At 57.1% G+C, this 19,811-nt stretch carries 21 protein-coding genes; 7 read left to right on the top strand and 14 right to left on the bottom strand.

What is annotated here, in order from left to right; genetic code table 11:
• Positions 1–8: 8 nt before the first annotated feature.
• The 3 genes from QZ487_RS11325 to gltX are packed head-to-tail and all read right to left on the bottom strand — an operon-like array spanning position 9 to position 2,970.
• Positions 9–191 (bottom strand): hypothetical protein, encoded by a 183-nt coding sequence (locus QZ487_RS11325; protein WP_285975116.1) that lies wholly within the window; start codon positions 189–191, stop codon positions 9–11.
• Positions 192–221: 30 nt separating this feature from the next.
• On the bottom strand, positions 222–1,508 hold the full coding sequence (locus QZ487_RS11320; RefSeq protein ID WP_296025276.1) for a citrate synthase: 1,287 nt from the start codon (positions 1,506–1,508) through the stop codon (positions 222–224).
• 28 nt (positions 1,509–1,536) lie between these two features.
• Positions 1,537–2,970 (bottom strand): glutamate--tRNA ligase, encoded by a 1,434-nt coding sequence (gene gltX, locus QZ487_RS11315; RefSeq protein WP_296025274.1) that lies wholly within the window; start codon positions 2,968–2,970, stop codon positions 1,537–1,539.
• A gap of 190 nt (positions 2,971–3,160) precedes the next feature.
• On the opposite strand from gltX, the gene QZ487_RS11310 reads away from it, so the two are divergent.
• Complete coding sequence (locus tag QZ487_RS11310) at positions 3,161–3,700, top strand: hypothetical protein (protein ID WP_296025272.1); 540 nt, start codon at positions 3,161–3,163, stop codon at positions 3,698–3,700.
• A 53-nt stretch (positions 3,701–3,753) separates the two neighbouring features.
• Here QZ487_RS11310 and lexA read toward each other — a convergent pair whose 3' ends face one another.
• The 10 genes from lexA to QZ487_RS11260 all read right to left on the bottom strand — a co-directional run bounded on the left by lexA (position 3,754) and on the right by QZ487_RS11260 (position 13,877).
• A complete protein-coding gene (gene lexA / locus QZ487_RS11305; protein ID WP_296025270.1) occupies positions 3,754–4,440 on the bottom strand; it encodes a transcriptional repressor LexA in 687 nt (228 codons plus the stop codon).
• An 86-nt stretch (positions 4,441–4,526) separates the two neighbouring features.
• Positions 4,527–5,723 (bottom strand): molybdopterin molybdotransferase MoeA, encoded by a 1,197-nt coding sequence (locus QZ487_RS11300; protein WP_296025268.1) that lies wholly within the window; start codon positions 5,721–5,723, stop codon positions 4,527–4,529.
• Entirely contained in the window at positions 5,720–6,199 is a 480-nt protein-coding gene (moaC, locus tag QZ487_RS11295) for a cyclic pyranopterin monophosphate synthase MoaC (RefSeq protein WP_296025265.1), read from the bottom strand. Before moaC ends, QZ487_RS11300 begins: the two co-directional genes overlap by 4 nt.
• A gap of 22 nt (positions 6,200–6,221) precedes the next feature.
• Positions 6,222–7,007: an indole-3-glycerol phosphate synthase TrpC gene (gene trpC, locus QZ487_RS11290; RefSeq protein ID WP_296025262.1), complete on the bottom strand. Its 786-nt coding sequence runs from the start codon at positions 7,005–7,007 to the stop codon at positions 6,222–6,224.
• Entirely contained in the window at positions 7,008–8,000 is a 993-nt protein-coding gene (gene trpD, locus QZ487_RS11285; protein ID WP_296025261.1) for an anthranilate phosphoribosyltransferase, read from the bottom strand.
• Entirely contained in the window at positions 7,997–8,584 is a 588-nt protein-coding gene (locus QZ487_RS11280; protein ID WP_296025258.1) for an aminodeoxychorismate/anthranilate synthase component II, read from the bottom strand. Before QZ487_RS11280 ends, trpD begins: the two co-directional genes overlap by 4 nt.
• Before the next feature lie 48 nt (positions 8,585–8,632).
• Entirely contained in the window at positions 8,633–9,595 is a 963-nt protein-coding gene (gene pip, locus QZ487_RS11275; RefSeq protein WP_296025256.1) for a prolyl aminopeptidase, read from the bottom strand.
• Positions 9,592–10,407, bottom strand: coding sequence for a phosphodiester glycosidase family protein (locus QZ487_RS11270; RefSeq protein WP_296025254.1), 816 nt, complete (start codon positions 10,405–10,407; stop codon positions 9,592–9,594). Before QZ487_RS11270 ends, pip begins: the two co-directional genes overlap by 4 nt.
• Positions 10,404–11,903: an anthranilate synthase component I gene (gene trpE / locus QZ487_RS11265; protein ID WP_296025252.1), complete on the bottom strand. Its 1,500-nt coding sequence runs from the start codon at positions 11,901–11,903 to the stop codon at positions 10,404–10,406. The genes QZ487_RS11270 and trpE overlap by 4 nt, the downstream gene beginning before the upstream one ends.
• A gap of 39 nt (positions 11,904–11,942) precedes the next feature.
• Positions 11,943–13,877 (bottom strand): peptidyl-prolyl cis-trans isomerase, encoded by a 1,935-nt coding sequence (locus QZ487_RS11260; RefSeq protein WP_296025251.1) that lies wholly within the window; start codon positions 13,875–13,877, stop codon positions 11,943–11,945.
• Positions 13,878–14,070: 193 nt separating this feature from the next.
• Between QZ487_RS11260 and tpiA the strand changes: the two genes are divergently transcribed.
• From tpiA to QZ487_RS11245, 3 genes are all read left to right on the top strand, one after another.
• Positions 14,071–14,832 carry a triose-phosphate isomerase gene (gene tpiA, locus QZ487_RS11255; RefSeq protein ID WP_285975129.1) on the top strand — a complete coding sequence of 254 codons (762 nt, stop codon included), beginning with the start codon at positions 14,071–14,073 and terminating at the stop codon, positions 14,830–14,832.
• Positions 14,833–14,885: 53 nt separating this feature from the next.
• Positions 14,886–15,284 carry a preprotein translocase subunit SecG gene (secG, locus tag QZ487_RS11250; protein ID WP_285975130.1) on the top strand — a complete coding sequence of 133 codons (399 nt, stop codon included), beginning with the start codon at positions 14,886–14,888 and terminating at the stop codon, positions 15,282–15,284.
• Between the two features lie 98 nt (positions 15,285–15,382).
• Positions 15,383–17,017, top strand: coding sequence for a CTP synthase (locus tag QZ487_RS11245; protein WP_296025248.1), 1,635 nt, complete (start codon positions 15,383–15,385; stop codon positions 17,015–17,017).
• Positions 17,018–17,405: 388 nt separating this feature from the next.
• On the opposite strand, the gene QZ487_RS11240 is transcribed toward QZ487_RS11245, so the two are convergent.
• Positions 17,406–17,882 carry an Hsp20 family protein gene (locus QZ487_RS11240; protein ID WP_296025246.1) on the bottom strand — a complete coding sequence of 159 codons (477 nt, stop codon included), beginning with the start codon at positions 17,880–17,882 and terminating at the stop codon, positions 17,406–17,408.
• A 170-nt stretch (positions 17,883–18,052) separates the two neighbouring features.
• Between QZ487_RS11240 and grxC the strand changes: the two genes are divergently transcribed.
• Genes grxC through QZ487_RS11225 form a run of 3 tightly spaced genes read left to right on the top strand, consistent with a single transcriptional unit; the run spans position 18,053 to position 19,626 of the window.
• Positions 18,053–18,310 carry a glutaredoxin 3 gene (grxC, locus tag QZ487_RS11235; protein WP_285975133.1) on the top strand — a complete coding sequence of 86 codons (258 nt, stop codon included), beginning with the start codon at positions 18,053–18,055 and terminating at the stop codon, positions 18,308–18,310.
• A 9-nt stretch (positions 18,311–18,319) separates the two neighbouring features.
• Complete coding sequence (locus QZ487_RS11230) at positions 18,320–19,138, top strand: carbon-nitrogen hydrolase family protein (RefSeq protein ID WP_285975134.1); 819 nt, start codon at positions 18,320–18,322, stop codon at positions 19,136–19,138.
• Between the two features lie 8 nt (positions 19,139–19,146).
• Positions 19,147–19,626 carry a DUF1178 family protein gene (locus tag QZ487_RS11225; protein WP_285975135.1) on the top strand — a complete coding sequence of 160 codons (480 nt, stop codon included), beginning with the start codon at positions 19,147–19,149 and terminating at the stop codon, positions 19,624–19,626.
• Positions 19,627–19,811: the final 185 nt, after the last annotated feature.

Raw genomic sequence — 19,811 nt, 5'->3', positions numbered from 1 at the left:
GCGGCAGTTCAACGCCCGATGCGGCTTGAGCCCCATAGCAGCACAAGTCCGACAAGCACGGTGATGCCGCCGTAAAGTGCCCAGCTGCGATCTGCGAGCATAAAGCTTTCCGCAGGCCACATCACAATACCGAGGCCTTGGAGAGCCCACAATCCGCCTGACAACACCAGCGCGACGCCGAATACCATCATGACGAATTTTAGAATGCGCGTTCCCACGGCTTAGCGCTGACCCACCGGTACATAGTCGCGCTCTGTCGGGCCTGTGTAGAGTTGGCGCGGACGTCCGATTACCTGCGCGGGATCGGATATCATTTCATTCCACTGGGCAACCCAGCCTACGGTGCGTGCGAGAGCGAAGAGTGCGGTGAACATCGTTGTTGGGAAACCGATCGAGCTGAGAATGATGCCCGAATAGAAGTCAACGTTCGGGAACAGCTTTTTCTCTCGGAAATAGTCATCGTTCAGCGCGAGCTCTTCGAGGCGAAGTGCGGTTTCGAAGACCGGATCGTCAACGTTGAGCGCGTCAAACACTTCACGCAGCGTCTGTTGCATGACAGTCGCGCGTGGGTCATAGTTTTTGTAGACGCGGTGGCCAAAGCCCATCAGGCGAAACGGATCGTTCTTGTCCTTCGCGCGCTCGATATAATGCGGAATGCGATCAGGTGACCCAATTTCCTGCAGCATATTAAGCGCGGCTTCGTTCGCACCACCATGTGCCGGGCCCCACAGGCACGCGATACCTGCCGCAATACACGCAAAAGGGTTGGCGCCAGACGAGCCGGCAAGGCGTACCGTCGAAGTAGAAGCGTTCTGTTCATGGTCCGCATGCAGGATGAAAATGCGATCCATCGCCTTCTCGATGGCCGGATGCACTTCATACTCTTCGGCGGGCACACCAAAGGTCATACGAAGGAAGTTGCCGGTATAGCTCAATGAATTGTCCGGCTGCATCATTGGCTGACCGATCGAATATTTATAAGCCATTGCCGCAATCGTCGGCATTTTCGCAATCAGTCGGTGGCTGCTGATCTTGCGGTGCTCAGGATCAGAGATGTCCGTGCTGTCATGATAGAAAGCCGAAAGCGCGCCGACCACGCCGCACATGATCGCCATAGGGTGTGCATCACGGCGGAAACCCTGATAGAATTGACGAAGTTGATCATGCAGCATGGTGTGGCGCGTGATCGTGTAGGTGAAGTCATCCAGATCAGCCTGGCTCGGCAGCTCGCCGTTCAACAGGAGGTAGGAGACTTCCATGAAGCTTGAATGTTCGGCCAGTTGACCGATCGGATAACCGCGGTGCAGCAGAACGCCTTCATTGCCATCAATATAGGTGAGGGCACTTTCGCAGCTGGCGGTTGATTTGTAGCCGGGATCGAAAGTGAAAGCGCCGGTTTGACCATAAAGCTTCCGGATATCGACCACATCTGGGCCAACACTGCCACTAACAACAGGGAACTCGTGCGTTTGACCGCCAAGCTCGAGTTTCGCGTTTGTGTCCGACAAAATACGTCTCCTTCAATCCTGCGTAACGTCAGCCCGCTGCAGCAGCCTGCGCGTCGATCCGGGCCAAAGCCTCTTCCCGTCCCAATAGGACCAGAACATCGAAAATACCGGGCGAGGTCGTCGTTCCGGTAAGCGCTGCGCGCAGGGGCTGCGCGAGCTTGCCGAGACCCAGCTCGAGTTCTTCGGCGAGTGATTTTGTAGTGGCTTCGAGCGCGTCGATTGTCCAGTTATTTTCCGCCTTCAGGCGCTCGGAAAGTGTGCTCAGGTTTGCGCGTGCCCCATCATCCAGCAAACTTGCCGCCTTCTCGGTCATTTCGAGAGGGCGCTGCTTGAACAGAAAAGCTGCGCCTTCTGCGAGCTCATGGGTGTTCTTTGCGCGGTTTTTCAGCACTGGCATCGCACGGGTAAGCAGGTCCAGATCCACCTCTGAACCAATCAGAGGTGCACATATACTGGCCAGCCGCGCGTCATCGGCTTCGCGGATGTAGCAGCCGTTCAAGTTCTCGAGCTTCTTCATGTCGAAGCGCGAGGGGCTTTTTCCGACGCCGCTCAAGTCGAACAGTTCGATCGCTTCTTCGCGGGAAATCTCTTCGCGGTCGCCGTGCCCCCAACCAAGTCTAAGCAGGTAATTGGACAGCGCTTCGGGAAGAATGCCATGCTCGTCACGATAGGCTTCCGCACCGAGCGAGCCGTGCCGTTTAGACATCTTTGCCCCATCCGAACCGTGAATCAGCGGTACATGCGCATAGACTGGCGGCTCCCAATCACCTTCGATTTCATGCATCGCATGATAAATCGGAAGCTGGCGAAACGCGTTGTTCAAATGATCGTCGCCCCGTATCACGTGGGTCACCCCCATATCATGATCATCGACCACAGCCGCCAGCATATATGTTGGCGTACCATCAGCGCGCAGTATGATGTAATCGTCAATCTCTTCGTTGCGCACGGTAACACGGCCCTGGACCGCGTCATCGATCGAGGTCTCACCTTCAGTCGGTGTCTTTAAGCGAACTACGAATGGCGTACCCGCGGGAGCTTCCGATGGGTCACGATCACGCCAGCGGCCGTCATAGCGCATGGGCAGCTTATTAGCGCGCTGCTCTGCACGCATTTGCTCAAGATCTTCGGGCGTTGCGAAGCATTTGTAGGCGTGGCCTGCCTCAAGCAGTTTGTTAGCCACTTCGGCATGGCGATCCGCCCTCTGCGATTGAAACGTCGGCTCTTCATCGTAGTCGAGCCCTAGCCAATCCAGCGCGTCCAGGATCGCATCGATGGCTTCTTGCGTCGAGCGCTTCTTGTCTGTGTCTTCAATCCGCAACAGCGCCTTGCCGCCGTGATGGCGGGCATAGAGCCAGTTAAACAACGCGGTCCGCGCTCCGCCGATATGCAGGAAACCCGTGGGGGATGGCGCAAATCGCGTCACCACTTCCCTGGTGCGAGCGCCGCTTTCGCTTGCCATAAGACGTTGTTTCCTTTCCTATGCCGGGATGGCCATGCACCATACGCCAGTGGTGCCCACAGGGGCGCCGCCGAGACAAGCGATGCTGCAGCGCAGCGTCAATGGCGCATGCCGCTTTCCATGTCCAGCCTCACCTCGTCGTGCGAACATTTTTTGAGCGCCTCCGGTTTTGACCGTGGGCCGTGGTTGGTTGTGGCGTTTGCTGGGCTTTGTTCCTGCTGGAGTTGAAGCTGCGATCTTGGTGGCGACACCGGTGCCTGAGATCCTGATTTCGCGAGATGGACGGCACGTCGGGATCACGATTCCAACGGAGAATGGCGCTCAGCTTGCGAGTTTGCGTGATACGCGTTCCGATTATGCACGTGAAAACTCGATGGAGCTAGCGAGCGTGAAGGGCGATCCAATTCCCATGGCGGATTGGCCGAGTGCATATTGCACGTCTGAATTTTGTAAGATGGCACTCACGCGTGATGGGCACGACTGGAAATTGCTGATGGCGCGAAACAACATGCGGGTTGAAGAACGCGCCCTTGCCGCTGCTTGCGAGCTGGCCGACATAGTGGTTGCGGACAGATGGCTGCCACGCTCATGCCAACCGCGATGGTTCAAGGCTGATATCACGTCTCTTGAACAGTCCGGAGGACTGGCGATCCTACTTCGCGAACAATCGATTGTGCAGGTTGCTGACCATCAGGGGGAGCATGGGTGGTGGCGCGCCGAGCCCGATTAGGGCGGGGAACCGCTAGATAGCCGAACGGTCCCGGCGCGCACTGGGGACAATCGTTAGTGGTAACGCCTAAGCAGCCCTGCAAGCTTTCCTTGCACCGCGACTTCGTGCGGTTGATAGATCTGAGGGCTGTAAGCTCCATTCGCGGGATCCAACCGGATCATGCCATTCTCACGACGAAGATATTTGAGTGTTGCCTCTTCATTGCGAACCAACGCCACGACAATCTCACCATCACGCGCGCTTTCGGCGCGCTTGATCAAGGCATAGTCGCCATCGAAAATGCCGGCCTCGATCATCGAGTCGCCGGATACCTCAAGAGCATAATGTTCACCGGGGCCAAGCAGAGCGGCAGGAACCGGCATGCTTGACTGGCCCTCCAGCGCTTCAATCGGAGCACCCGCAGCGATGCGGCCGTGTAGCGGGACATCGATAATGTCATTGGCAGCTTTGCGCGCTGCTGGGGGAGGGCTGGTCACACGAGCAACAAGATCATTTGCCGGCGAAGAACGTCCCACAGGAGTCGCATCTTCCGGCATCTTGATCACTTCAAGCGCGCGCGCGCGATTGGCCAGGCGCCGGATAAATCCACGCTCTTCCAATGCTGAAATCAAGCGGTGCACGCCTGACTTGCTCTTAAGATCAAGCGCTCCTTTCATCTCTTCGAAACTCGGAGAAATGCCGGTCTCTTCCAAACGCTGCTGGATGAAACGGATCAACTCGTGCTGCTTTGCCGTCAGCATGGCGAAAACCTCCTATGGGCGCCTGTCCTGTGCTCACACTTTATGGTGAACGAATGCGGAACAATTAGGCAACGAAAATCGGTAAGTCAAGCAATTCCGCCATTTTTCAGCAGTAGGCACGGAACAAGTGTTCCCGCTTCGATCTCGACTGCGTGGGCGGGGCGGTCGATCAGGCAATTGGTATGAGCCAATGCCGCGAGGGCCGAGGAGTCTTGCGAGTCGGCCAGCCTTACGGTTTCGCCATCCCAAATTGCGCGAAGGAATTCGCGACGCGATCCAATTCCGGGAAGGGTGCTTCCGGCGGTCAGGTTGGTCCTGAAAGGTAGGGGCTGACTTGCTCCCATTGCCGCGTGTACAAGCGGCACCACGAATAGAAAGCATGTGACGAAGCTCGATACCGGGTTGCCGGGCAGTCCGAAGATCACTTGCGCGCCTTTGGTCGCGACCATGATCGGTTTCCCCGGCTTCATTGCGACTTTCCAGAAGTCCAGACTCGCGCCCCAGGCCTCAAGCGCCGGGCGCATCAGATCATGATCGCCGACTGAAGCGCCGCCGGTGGTAACCAACATGTCTGCGTCCCCAGCCTTAGCTAGCGCGAATGCGAGCGCTTCATGATCGTCAGGGACCGGTCCGAGCCTCACCACTTCACAGCCCAGTTCTGCCAGCATTGCGCCGATCATCGCGCCGTTGCTGGCCGGGATATGATGATCTGCACATTCAGCAGGATCAGCCACCAATTCATCGCCGCTGTCGAGCACCGCAACCTTAGGAGTAATGCGTACACCGAGGGTGCCGTGGCCCGCGCCCAGTGCCAGCGCTAATTGCGCAGGACCTACGCGCGTACCTGCTGGCAACACGTGGTCGCCCTTTGAAAAATCAAACCCTCGTTGGCGTACGTGACGCAATGCGTTTGGGAAGTCCTGAAAGCAGGCGACAGTTTGATCGGTAACTTGCGCATTCTCCTGGATCAGCACGCGATCTGCGCCTCTCGGTAAATGTGCGCCGGTCGAAATACGCACGGTTTCGCCTTGAGACAACGTGCGATCAAACGGCGCACCGGCGCGACTTTCCCCAACCAGCGCCCAAGGACCGGGCGCATCGCCGCCAATCGCATAGCCATCCATCGCGGAGAGATCCGCGGGTGGTTGTGTGCGCAGTGCTTGCAAATCCTCAGCTAGGTATCGCCCGATTGCTGCCTCAACCGGCACAGTTTCAATCCGCATTTGCGGCGCTAGCGCCAGAACGCGTTCCTGCGCTTCTTCCAATGTAAGCATCGCGTTCATTGTAAGTCTGCGGTCCAGTGGCCGGATTTGCCGCCCAGCTTCTCAAGCAGCCGAACCTCGCCGATTACCATGCCTTTATCGAGCGCTTTGGCCATATCATAGACAGTCAGCAGCGCTGTGGAGGCAGCCACCATGGCTTCCATCTCTACGCCGGTCTTGCCGGTGAGCGATGCGGTTGCAGTAACGCGCACGCCGTTGTCTTCAAACGTGAATTCGACATTGACTGCGTCAAGGCTGAGTGGATGGCAAAGCGGGATCAGCTCGCCTGTCTTCTTGGCCGCCATGATCGCCGCAACGCGGGCTGTGCCCAAGACGTCTCCCTTGGGTGCATCGCCAGCCTTGATCGCGGCCAGGGCCTCTGAGCTCATGCGGATAATTCCGCCCGCTTTCGCCATTCGTTGAGTGGCTGGTTTTGCGCCGACATCCACCATGCGTGCGGTGCCGGTCTCATCGAGATGCGTCAGGCGTTTGCTCATAGATCGCCTTTCTGGCCGATCATCAGCCTTGCAGCAATGCTCGAGTTGCCAATTCAACGTCTTCCTGACGCATCAAGCTTTCGCCGACCAGGAACGTCCGAATTCCTGCCTCCGCCAATCGCTGGCAATCCGCGTGGCTGTTGATCCCGCTTTCACCAACCAGCAACGTTCCTTCGGGCGCAAGTGGAGCAAGCCGTTCGGTCGTGGCAAGGTCCGTGATGAAGGTTTTCAGATCGCGATTGTTGACACCGATCAGCCGCGATTTGAGCTTGGCTGCGCGTTCCATCTCGGCCTCGTCATGCACTTCGACCAGGACATCCATATTCCGCTCGATCGCAGCTGCCTCGATCTCCGCCATCACGGAGTCTTCCAGAGCTGCAACAATGACCAGGATCGCATCCGCGCCGATGCTGCGTGCTTCGGCGACTTGCCATGGGTCAACCATGAAATCCTTGCGCAACACTGGGAGGTCGCAAGCCGTGCGGGCAGCCTTGAGGTAATCTTCATGCCCTTGAAAATAGGGTGCGTCGGTGAGGACTGACAGACACATCGCGCCGCCTGCTTCATAGGCCTTGGCATGGTCTACCGGCTGAAAATTCGCGCGTATCAATCCTTTCGAAGGGGAGGCTTTCTTGATCTCCGCGATCAGCGCAAAACCGGTTTCGGCTTTGATGCGGAGTGCTGCTTCGAACCCGCGCGGGACCGATTGGCCAGCGGCACGATGATCCAGCGCGGTGACAGAACGCTCGGCGCGGCGCTGAGCCACTTCGATCCGCTTATTGGCGCAGATTTCCTCAAGCTTGTTCATTTACTGAGCCAGCTCAATCCAGCGAGAGAGCATTTGCGCCGCCTTGCCGCTATCAAGCGCTTCGGCTGCCATCTCCGCTCCGGTGCCCCAGTCATCCGTTCTACCCGCTACGATCAGCGTCGCTGAAGCATTGAGCAACACCGCATCGCGATAGGGCCCCGGTGTGCCCTCGAGGAGTGCTTTCAAAGCTTTAGCATTGTGTGTCGCATCGCCGCCGCGAATGGCCTCTACCGGAGCATGCGGCAAGCCCACCATGCCTGCATCGACCCGGCGCATTTCAAACTCGCTTCCGGTTACATCAGCAAGTTCGTTTCCGCCGGCTAGGCTCAGTTCGTCGAGGCCCTCATCTCCGGAGACAATGAATGTGCGCTCTGTCCCCAGACGCGCTTTGGCATCTGCGTAGATGGGCACATAGGCGGGTCGGGCAATGCCGATCAGTTGGCGGGTAACGCTTGCCGGATTGGAAAGCGGCCCCATCAGGTTGAAGATCGTGCGCTTGCCCAATTTCTGGCGGATTGGCTGAATGCGACCCATCGCAGGGTGGTGGTTCTTCGCAAAAAGGAAGCAGATGCCGATTTCGGAGAGCGTCTTTTCGGCTGTTCGTCCTGCTGCGTCCATGTCGAGACCGAGTGCTTCGAGCGTATCTGCTGCGCCGGACTTGCTGGACGCCGCACGGTTGCCATGCTTTGCCACTGGCACGCCGCAAGCCGCCACAACCAGAGAGACGGCAGTCGAAACGTTGAGCGTGTGATGCCCGTCGCCGCCGGTTCCACAGCAATCGACCGCACCTTCGGGTGCTTCGATCGGAATCAGCCGCGCGCGCAATGCCCGTGCAGCGCCGGCTATTTCTTCTGCTGTTTCGCTGCGCTCGGTCATCGCCAGCAGGAAACGCGAGATTTCTTCATCGGAAGCATCGCCGTCCAGTATCCAGCCGAAGACTTCTTCAGCCTCGGCTTCGCTCATATGAGGGACTGCGAGGGGAAGTGTCTTCATTCTGCCAGTTCTTTCGTTTCGATGCCGCATTCGCGCAGGAAATTCGCCAGCAGCGCATGCCCATGTTCGGTCGCGATGCTTTCCGGGTGAAACTGTACGCCGTGGATCGGCAAATCGCGGTGGCGGAACCCCATTGTGTAGCCGTCATCCGACGTCGCATTGACCACTAGCTCCTCTGACTGATCCTGCACCACCAAGCTGTGATAGCGTGTCGCGGTAAAGGGCGAGGGCAGGCCGGCGAACACACCGGAACCGTCATGCGACACCGGTGAAGTCTTTCCGTGCATCAGGCCGCCGCGTTCAACCCGCCCGCCAAAATGCTGTCCGATGGACTGGTGTCCAAGACACACTCCCAAGAGAGGCCTACGGGAATCTGCACATGCTGCAACTAGATCCAGGCTAATGCCAGCTTCATTGGGCGTGCATGGGCCGGGCGAAATCAAAAAACCTGCGGCATTGGTTTGCAACGCGTCAGCCGCGCTAAGCGCATCATTTCGCTCAACCCGCACCTCTGCGCCCAGTTCCATCAAATAGTGGACCAGGTTGAACGTGAAGCTGTCGTAATTGTCGATAACAAGGATCATTGCGATGCCGCCTTCGCGGTTTGCTTGCCCGCGATCAAGAAAGTTTTGCTACGCGGAGGTTTTCCCCGCCAATTCATCGGTCGCACGGACGAGGCCATCGACGATGCCCGGTTCATAGGCGCTATGCCCACCATCATGGAAGATGCGCAGGTCCACCTCGGGCCAGGCTTTCTTCAATTCCCATGCCGAAGTCGGTGGGCAGCAAATGTCGTGACGGCCCTGCACGATTATACCGGGAATGCCTTTCAATTTGTGCGCATTTGTCAGCAATTGCGCTTCGTCGAAATAGAAGTCTTCCAGAAAGAACTTCGCGCAGATGCGCGCAAACGGAACCGCTTTCGCAGGATCGGCAAAGGCAGCTAGTAAGTCAGGATCGGGCAGCAAGGTTGCAACGCTGCCTTCCCATAATGACCATTCTCGCGCAGCGGCAAGCCGGGTCGCTTCGTCGTCACTAGTCAGGCGGTTGTAATAGGCTTTGACCAGGTCGCCGCGCTCGTGCTCAGGGATAAGGCCGGTGAACTGATCCCATTGTTCTGCCATGATCTCGCTTGCGCCATAGCTGTAGAGCCAGTTCTTTTCCTTTTGCCGCGCCAGGAACACGCCGCGCAGAACCAGCTCGTCGCAGCGTTCGGGGTGCGTCTGCGCATAGGCAAGCGAAAGGGTTGCACCCCAGCTGCCGCCAAACACCTGCCAGCTATCGTGCCCGCACATTTCACGCAGTCTCTCGATGTCGGAAACGATCCGCCATGTGTCGTTTTGTTCGACCTCTGCGAAGGGCAGCGATTTGCCGCAGCCGCGCTGATCGAACAGTAGCACGTCGTAAAGCGCAGGATCCCATTGGCGGCGATTTTTCTCGCTGATGCCGCCGCCGGGGCCGCCGTGCAGAAAAACCGCCGGTTTCGTCCCGGGTGTGCCAACCCGCTCATAATACAGCGTATGGCCTTCGCCGACATCGAACATGCCGGTTTCATAAGGTTCGATCTCTGGGTAGAGAGTGCGCTCGTAATTCATTCGCTGACTTTCTTTGTCACAACGATCAGTGGACCGATGCCGTTGGTGTCGTCCAACCGCTCTGTTACCGGATCCCAAAGGCCGGAAATTCCGCCATCAAGATAAAGCGCATTGGGCGTTTGCAACTCGTCCCTGAAATAGCGCGCCAATTGGCCGAAGCTAAGCGCACCATCTGAAATGACGAAATGCGCTTTACCCTCCGCGTCGATGCCCACGCCGTTGCGGATTATCTTGGAGGGACCATCGTCCTGAATCTCGGGATGCAATTGCCCGTCGATCACGAGCATGGGCCCAGATTGCGTGCCAAACTGCGGGCGATCGCTGACATTGTAGAGAAAATTGGTGCTGGTGCGGATTTCCCACCTGCCGTCTGTGCCGAAGAACACGCCATTGGGCTTCAGATAAAAATTTCCCGTGCCGTCGCCGAGGTTGAGCTCTTCTAGTCGTTGGCCCTCTTCGACGTAATAACCGACTGTTTTTCCGTCGTTCTCAAACACCCCGCCATTCATCGCGAAGGCAACGACAGCCGCATCCTTGCCCAATGCTTCGCCATAGGTCTTGAGCGAGCGATATGGTGTGCCGTTCGGATCAGCCAGAACGGTGGAAATATTGTGTTTTACTGGGTCAGCTACACAGTGGGTAAGCGGCACATCTTCGAATATCACGACTTCGCAAGCCGAGACTTCGCGCCGCAACGCAACGCGGGTTTCGGAACCCGATCCGATCTCGGTTCGCGTGACAGGCTCGCCGCCTTGTAATTCGCAACCTGACAGGGCGACCGCAAACAAGCTGAGAAAAAGCAGCCGCTTCATTGGCCAAACTCTGGTTCGCTGGCGACGCTCGCTGCCTCACGCGCTGCCGCGATCAACGCCCCAGCCTTGGCTTTGCATTCGGCCAATTCGTAATCTGGATCGCTATCGGCGACAATGCCTGCGCCGGCTTGCACATGCATGATGCCATCTTTGACCACCGCTGTGCGCAGCACGATGCAGCTGTCAACCGAACCGTCGGGCGCGAAATACCCTACGCCGCCGGCATAGGCGCCGCGCGCTTCGGGTTCCAGCTCGGCGATGATCTCGCAAGCGCGGATCTTGGGCGCACCACTGACTGTGCCGGCCGGAAACCCTGCGAAAAGCGCGTCAATCGCATCGCAGGAAGCGTCCAGTTTTCCGACAACATTGCTGACAATATGCATAACGTGGCTGTAGCGTTCGATTGTGAAGCTGTCGGTGACTTCCACCGATCCCTTTGAGGCCACCCGTCCCACGTCATTGCGGCCCAGATCAAGCAGCATCAGATGCTCTGCCCGTTCCTTGGGATCAGCCAGCAGGCTTGCTTCATTGGCGTTGTCTTCTGCTGTGTTTACGCCGCGAGGCCGTGTTCCGGCAATCGGGCGAATTGTGACTTCACCGTCTCGCACTCTGACGAGAATTTCCGGGCTTGAACCGACAACAGAAAAGCCAGGCAGGTCGAGGAAATAAAGGAAGGGTGAAGGGTTTACGCGGCGCAATGCGCGGTAGAGTTCAATCGGCGGCAGGGGAAAAGGGCAAGTGAATCTCTGGGCCAAAACCACCTGAAAGATGTCACCCGCCGTTATGTAATCCTTCGCGCGTAGCACAATGTCTTTGTAGTCGTCTGCGGGAATGACCGGCTCCAACGACATGTCCGGCAGATGATCAACTCTTTGACGCGGAGCTTTGGCATCTGTGAGTTGCCGCAGCACTTCGTCGATCCGTTTCCCCGCGCGCTCGATCGCCGCGTCCGCCTTGTCTGCCTGCCAAATCGGCGCGATTGCAAACAGCGCATCGCTCAATCCATCGAATACCAGGATGATGGTTGGCCGGACAAACAACATGTCCGGCAGATCGAGTTCGCTGACTGGCGCGCGCGGCAAATCCTCTACCAGCCCAACTGTTTCAAAGCCAAAGTAGCCAACCAGGCAGGCAAGGGCGGGTGGCAATTCTTCCGGAACTTCAATGCGGCAGCTTTCCGCGAGTGATCGCAGAGCATCCAGGCTTGGTTGATCGCATGAGGCAAACCCATCGCGATCCTGGCGCCACCTGCGGTTTATCTCAGCACTGTCTCCGCGCGCTCTGAACACCAGATCGGGGTCAAGGCCGAGCAGGCTATATCGCCCGCGCACTTCGCCGCCTTCGACTGATTCAAGCAGGAAATCACCGCGCTCAGGCTCAATCAGTTTCGCAGCTGCACCAACGGGGGTTTCCGCATCGGCGATAACCTTTCGCCACACCAACGCCGGTCGTCCCGCGGCGAGCGCCAATCTCGCCGCCGCGGAGTTCTCAGGCAAATAGGTTCCGGTTTCAATTGAGGACAAATGCCTGCTTTCTTAGATCTCGCCGGTCATCTGACGTTTGACCGCTTCGAGCGCGGCTGAGTTTGTTTCCACGCCCAGCTCTTGCCGCATCGCGCGGGTCATCTGCTGTGCAAGCTCGTCACCGATGGCACCGCGCAATTGCTGGCGCGAAGCCGCGATGATCGGATCATTGGCTGCAATTTCAGGGGTTTCGATGTCGGTCAGATCAACAACAAACCAACCAAGATCGTTCGGCGCTTCCAGACGTTTGGTCGTGCCTTCGGCCATACTGAACATCAACGCCAAAGCTGGCGGGATTTGTTGCCCTTGCGCGACCAATTGCTGGCGATTGATATTGAGCTCATCAACCGGAGGAAGCGGTGTTTCCTCTTCACCCATAGCCGCAGCCAGGCTGGAATTTGCACCAACCCGTTCGATCACACGATCAGCGGTGGCGCGGGCCAGTTCGGCCCCTTCTGCGAGACGCCAGCTAAGCACAATCTGTTCGCGGATTTCATCCAAGGGTGCCGCAGCAGATTGTGTTATGTCCGATACTTCGAAGATCATGAAGGTCGTGCCACGCGCGATTTCCGCCAATTGCGGTTCGCCTTCGTCCATCTGGAACGCAGTGTTGACCGCGCCAACCAATTGCGGTGGCAACTGTGCGCCAGGTACACCATAAATCTGGCCATCCGCTGTAATCGGGGCCGTCGAGCTGATCTCGACCTCAAGTTCCTGCGCGACCTGCGAGAGGGCAACGCCGCTATCGACCTGCTCTTCAATGCGTGCGCTCAGATCCGCCAAGGCAAAGGCGCGTTTTTCCTGAAGCAATTGCTCACGGATCTCGGGAGTGACGGTCGCCAATGAACGGCCAGCGATACTGGTTACATTGTCTACCCGCACAACGTGCCAGCCCAAAGAGCTGCGTGCTGGCTGTGCGATCAGGCCGCGCGATGCCGCAAAAACTGCCGTCGCCACGGCGTCTGACGCCTGATTGCCGTAGTCTTCCTTGTTAATCGGGCCGATTTGTGTGGTGCTGAATCCGGCTTCACGGGCAACGCTAGCTAATGAAGCGCCGCCATTCACACGGTCACGAATGCTATTGGCGGCATCCTGTGTTGGAACAATCAGTTGTGTGATCGTGCGATCTTCGCTTACCGCATAAAGAGCGCGGTCACGTTCATAGCGAGCTGCGATCTCTTCATCGGTTGGCGTCACATCTGTATCAAGATTCTCAACACCGAACATTGCGTAACGAATGACACGGCGCTCCGGCCGAATGTAGTCACCACGATTTTCCTCGTAATAGGCACTCAGCTGCTGTTCGGTCGGATCGCCACCGGGAGCGAAGGAAGCGCTGGGAATGAAGGCCACCGAGCCTTCACGCCTTTCACGTAAAAGCGATGCGTAACGCATTGCGAATTTTTGCGGCATTTGTGCGCCACTTAGCCCAGGCAAAATGATCTGACGAGCGAGTAGGCTGTCTCCAATTTCCCGGCGCAGCATTGCCTCGTTCATGTTTAGTCTGCGCAACGATTCTTGGAATGATTGCTGACTGAAGTTGCCATCTGGCCCTCGAAAGCCAGGGATCTTCAGAATCTCGCTATTGACCAGATTTTCACCGGCACGCAGGTCATACTTCCTCGCATAGACACCGATCGCGTAACGGTCGATCATTTGCTCGAGGACCTCTTCGAACCCTCCTTGGGCAGCGAAGACAGGCAAAGTTATGGTCGGGTTCTCTTGCCTAACCTGATCGACGGCATTGGCTACAGCGCGGCTAAAGTCGGCATTGCCGATCTTTTCATCACCCACCACAGCGACGCGATCTCCGCCTGACACACCGCCAAATGTGGCCTGATTGGCTACATCACTGCTGGCGAAGGCAAAGGCGATGAGACCGAGGAAGCCTAAAGTCAGGCCCAGACCAAGCTTCGAGCTGAAAAAGTTGCGAAAGATGCTAATCATGAATGCGAGTATTCCGCGATTGTCGACCTAATGGGCGGCCGGTGGATGAAATTGATCGCTGCGCTTTATCGGCCCTGAGTTCTTGCCGCAACAGGTTGCGAACGGTTTTGACTCATTGTGCAAGGTCGGCTAGCGGAACCGTCCCCGATCGCCCTATATCATGGCCAAGATTCGAAAGCACAGGAAAACCCCTATGGCCAGTCGGCCTTTTATTGTTGGCAATTGGAAAATGAATGGCACGCGCGCCATGCTCTCCGAAGCGCGGGCCATTGATCGCGCCGCGCAGCGCCACATGAAAGTGGAGGTGGCTATCGCGCCGCCTTATACGCTGATTCATGCCGTGCATCGCGAAGTGGAGCAAATCGGTGTTGGTGCGCAGGACTGCCATCCTGGTGACGAAGGTGCGTTTACCGGTGACATTTCTGCGCCAATGCTGGCTGATGCCGGCGCGAAGTTTGTGATCGTTGGTCACAGCGAGCGTCGCCAAGGCCACGCAGAAAGCAACGATCTGGTTCGCGAAAAAGCGCAATCTGCGCTGGATGCCGGGATGCAGGTGATCATGTGTTGCGGCGAAGACGCCAAGACCCGCGAAGCCGGAGAGGCGGCATCCTTCGTAACCAAGCAGCTGAAATCTTCACTTCCAGAACTGGACAATGCAGGAGACATTCTGACTGTCGCTTACGAGCCTATTTGGGCGATCGGCACCGGAAACTCTGCGACGCCAGACGATATTGCAGAAATGCATGCGGAGATTCGCAAGCTGTTGGTCAAGCTCTATGGTGAAGAGCAGGGCACCGGTGTGCGCATTTTGTATGGCGGATCAGTGAACCCCGAGAACGCGCGTGAAATTCTCTCGACACAGGAAGTTGGCGGCGCGCTAGTCGGTGGAGCCAGCCTGACAGCGGACAGCTTCTTCGGTATCGCACTTGCCGCTGGAGACGCGCCAGAAGCCTAATGGGCAGGCGGGTCTGACCACAAACACTTGTTCATTGCCGTTCGCGCCCCTAAATGGCGCACAGCAACTTTACTGGGATTATCATGTCGCTGTTTCTTTTCCTGACTGTCGTTCAAGCCGTTGTCGCGGCTGCGCTTGTGGGCGTAATTCTGATGCAACGTTCCGAAGGCGGAGGTTTGGGAATTGGCGGCGGTAGCCCTGGCGGCTTGATGGGCGCGCGCGGTGCAGCAGACTTTCTGACGCGTTCGACCCGCTGGCTCGCGATTGCCTTTGTCGCCTTGTCGATCACTTTGGCTGCGGTCGCGGTAGGGACTGTTGGCGGGGACGAAATCACCACAACAATCGATCGTTCTGTGGTGTCTGCCGATCCATTGGCGCCGGCTGCAGATCCGCTTGCGCCTGTGCAAGAAGCGCCAGCGTCGGACGACCCCCTTTCCGACGTTGCCGAGTAAATTCTCACCATACTTTCAGCCAGACTTGTGGATTGCGCACAATCGTTGCTGCAATTTGCTTGCCACGAATCCAGTTAGGGGCTTAAGGCTCAGCTCCCATGGCGCGGTACATATTTATCACCGGCGGCGTGGTCTCCTCGCTCGGAAAAGGTCTAATGGCAGCAAGCCTCGGTGCTTTGCTGCAAGCACGCGGATTCAAAGTCCGCATTCGCAAGTTCGACCCCTATCTCAATGTCGATCCGGGCACCATGAGCCCGTATCAGCATGGCGAAGTCTACGTTACGGATGACGGTGCTGAGACCGACCTCGATCTCGGCCACTATGAGCGGTTTACCGGCGTCTCTGCGCGCCAGGCGGACAATATCACGTCTGGCCGTGTATATCGCGATATCATCGCGAAAGAGCGCCGCGGTGACTACCTTGGCGCGACAGTCCAGGTGATCCCCCATGTGACCGACGCGATAAAGGAATTCGCCCTGTCGGACCAGGACGATCACGATTTTATCCTGTGCGAGATTGGCGGAACGGTGGGCGACATCGAATCGCTGCCATTCATAGAAGCCATACGTCAGCTAAGAAATGAGCTGGAGCCACAACAGACTGTATCGGTGCATGTCACGCTGGTGCCCTATATCGCCGCTGCCGGGGAACTGAAGACAAAGCCTACGCAGCATTCGGTGCGCGAATTGGCGAGCCTTGGCATCAAACCGGACGTTTTGCTTTGTCGGGCCGAGCATGAAATCCCCGAAGGCGAACGTCGCAAGATCGCGCTATTCTGCAACGTACGGACTGAAAGCGTGATTCAGGCGCTTGATGCGCCGTCGATTTATTCTGTGCCCTTGCAATATCATAGCGAAGGCCTGGACGCAGAAGTCTTGCGCGCTTTTGGAATCACCGATGCACCAGAACCCGATCTGACAGCATGGGACGATGTGACAGACCGGTACTTCAATCCCGAAGGCGAAGTTACAATCGGTGTAGTTGGCAAATATGTCGGCCTGCCTGATGCGTACAAATCGCTCAATGAAGCGCTTGTTCATGGGGGAATTGCCAACCGTACCAAGGTCAACATCAAGTGGATCGATGCCGAAGTCTTCGAAGGCGATGATACAGAGCTCGCCACCAAGCTAGAGCCACTCCATGGCATTCTGGTCCCTGGCGGTTTTGGCGAGCGTGGCAGCGAGGGCAAGATTGCCAGCGTCAAGTTCGCTCGCGAGCGTTACGTTCCCTTCTTTGGAATCTGTCTGGGTATGCAGATGGCCTGCGTCGAAGCGGCACGGAATGCCGGCTTTGAGGCTGCATCCTCGACCGAATTTGGCCCGACTGAGGAGCCGGTTGTCGGCATCATTGAAGAGTGGATGAGCGAGGAAGGTCTGCAAACCCGTGAAGCGGGCGGCGACCTTGGAGGCACCATGCGGCTTGGCGCATATGATGCGAAACTGTCTGCCAACAGTCATGTTTCGCGCGTCTACGGCGGTGCTGTCGAGATATCAGAGCGCCATCGCCATCGCTATGAGGTGAACGGTGCATACATTGATCCGCTTGAAAAGAGCGGGTTGGTTTTCTCGGGCATGTCGCCTGACGGACTGTTGCCAGAGATTATCGAACGACCGGATCACCCTTGGTTTATTGGGGTTCAATTCCACCCTGAACTGAAATCAAGACCGTTCGATCCGCATCCGCTTTTTGCCGGATTCGTGGCGGCTGCATTGGAACAGTCACGTCTGGTTTGACCCTTAACTGAGGGGCAATCAGCTAATTCTGCAATTTCAGGCATGATCGAGATGGGCGTTTCAAGCGGCTGATTTCGCGTTTGAAATCTATTTTGACGGCGATTGCACCGGTTGCTGTCGTGTTCTTACAAGTCAGCAAGATAATTCTTGCGCATGATAACAATCACAACGTAGCACTTACAAATTCTTCTGGAGGGGGTCCGGAAGTTCGGGGTGAAAGCACCATTTGTGAATTTAGCTAACGTGTTCGCACGTTTGCAAAGAGCTCGAGCTGGTTTGTAACGCCTTTTGCGACCCGGACGTTACAGATCGAACGAGGCGATGAAAACCGCAGGGGGCGGATGAACGGTCCGCCCCCTTATTGTTTCATTCTTTAGTTTTGATTGGCTTACGCTGCGTCGACCTGGTCGCCGTCGCCGGATCCAACTGCCTTCAACTTGGTTGTCTGGCCGTTGACCGCGATCTTTTTGGGTTTCATCGCTTCGGGCACTTCGCGCACCAGATCGATGGTGAGAAGCCCGTCTGCCAGATCCGCGTTCTCGACACGGACATAGTCCGCAAGCTCAAACCGGCGCTCAAATCCGCGATTGGCAATACCGACATGCAGCATCTGACCTTCTGGTGAATCATCGCGCTTGCGGCCATGAACCGTCAGCAGGTTCTGTTGAGCAGTGATATCGATGTCGTTCGGGCGGAAACCGGCTACAGCCAGGGTGATGCGATATTCTTCGTCACCGCGGCGCTCGATATTGAATGGGGGGTAGTTATCGCCGGCGTTCTGGCGAACCTTGTTTTCGAGCAAGTCGAACAGGTGATCAAAGCCTACGGTCGAACGGCGATACGGGGTAAAATCTAAACGTGACATATCAAATCCTCTTCTGAGCAATTCAAAAAATGTTAGGAGCCTGCAATTGCAGCGCCCAAGGTGATTGTCGCAGCCCCCATTGCGGCGAGCCTCAACCTATACCAAATAGGTGTCGCAAATTAGCTTTCAAGTCTCCCGCATTCGGGAGCAAATGGGACGAGATAATTACGATGCCCACAATCGACATCTACACCAAGTTCGCCTGCGGGTTCTGCGTTCGTGCTAAGCGTTTGCTGACGGAGAAGGGCGCCGAGTTTAACGAGTATGACATTACCTTGGGCGGCCCCAAGCGGGATGAAATGCTGGCACGCGCGCCTAATGCCATGACTGTGCCGCAGATTTTTATCGGCGATGTCCATGTCGGAGGATCGGATGATCTCGCCGCGCTGGAACGTGAGGGCAAGCTCGACGCATTGCTGGCGGGGTAGGGCGCAGACGTGCCGCTTATAGCTGTCTTGCAGATGACATCAGGCATTGACCCTGAAGTGAACTACTCCACGCTGGAGGCCGCTGCGATTGAAGCTGGCGAGGGTGGCGCGGAGATTCTCTTCACGCCGGAAATGTCTCTGCTGCTGGACAGGGATCGCAGCCGTGCCGGACCATGGATCGAATCGACTGAGCCTGAGCGTATCAGTGACCGGTTGGCAAGATTGTCGGCGGAAGCCGGGATTGATCTAGCGATCGGTTCAATGCCGGTAATGGGCGCGAATGGGCGCTGGGCCAACAGATCATTCTATATCGGTGGATCGCTGGGGCTGCGCACGACATACGACAAAATCCACATGTTTGATGTGCAGTTGTCGAACGGCGAAAGTTGGCGTGAAAGCGCGGCTTACGAGCCAGGCACGCAAGTGGTTACGGTTGATGATACGCCCCTGGGGCGGCTCGGTTTGACAATCTGTTATGACATGCGTTTCCCGGCGTTGTTCGAGCAGCTGGGGCAGCGCAAATGTGATGCGATTGCAGTGCCTGCTGCCTTCACCGTGCCAACCGGTCGCGATCACTGGCATGTCATGCTGCGCGCGCGCGCAATCGAAGCGAGCGCATTTGTGATCGCCGCGGCGCAAGTGGGCCAGCATGAAGACGGCCGGGAGACTTACGGGCATTCCCTGGTGGTCGATCCATGGGGTAAAGTTCTGCTCGATATGGGCGGAGAGGCCTCTGGATTGGCATATTGCGATATCGATCTTTCGCGCGTCGAAGAGGTTCGCTCTCAATTGCCAAGCCTTGCTAATCGTCGCCCAATCGCCAATTAGAGCGCACTATGATCGTTTACGACCTCATCTGTGACCAAAGCCATCGCTTCGAAGGCTGGTTCGGCTCTTCTGGCGACTATGTCGAGCAGTTGGAGCGAGGGCTCTTGTCTTGCCCGCACTGCGGGAGCGAAGCGGTGACGAAAGCACCGATGGCCCCGGCTGTGCCTGCAAAGGGCAACACAAAGAGCGACAGTCCTCGTGCAGCGTCGGACGGTCAGGACGTAAGCCAGCTTTCGAACAAGCCATTGCCGCCTGAAGTGCAGCAGGCTCTCACCAAACTTGCCGAGGCACAGGCGAAGGCACTGAAGCAGAGCACATGGGTGGGTGACAAGTTCGCTGAAACATCGCGCAAGATGCATTACGGCGAAGCGGATGAGAAACCGATCCACGGGCAGGCCAGCCTCGAAGAAGCCCAGGGCCTGATGGATGAAGGTATTGCGATTGCACCGCTGCCTTTCCCTGTGGCCCCACCTGAAGATCTGAATTGATTGGACGCTCTGCGGTGCTATTGGGGTCCGCTCAACTAGACCCTATTTATGAGCACGGCCCATGCTCGAGTCGAGATCACTGCCTGAGTGGATGACTACAATCGGGGCGACCGCACTCATAGCTTGGCTATGTGACACCGGCGGCGTTCGCCGCTGAACTCGATAAGCAATGACCTGTTTCGCTT

The organism is uncultured Altererythrobacter sp., assembly GCF_913057185.1.
Taxonomy (GTDB): domain Bacteria; phylum Pseudomonadota; class Alphaproteobacteria; order Sphingomonadales; family Sphingomonadaceae; genus Erythrobacter; species Erythrobacter rubellus.
This window is presented reverse-complemented; position numbering and strand designations above follow the sequence as displayed.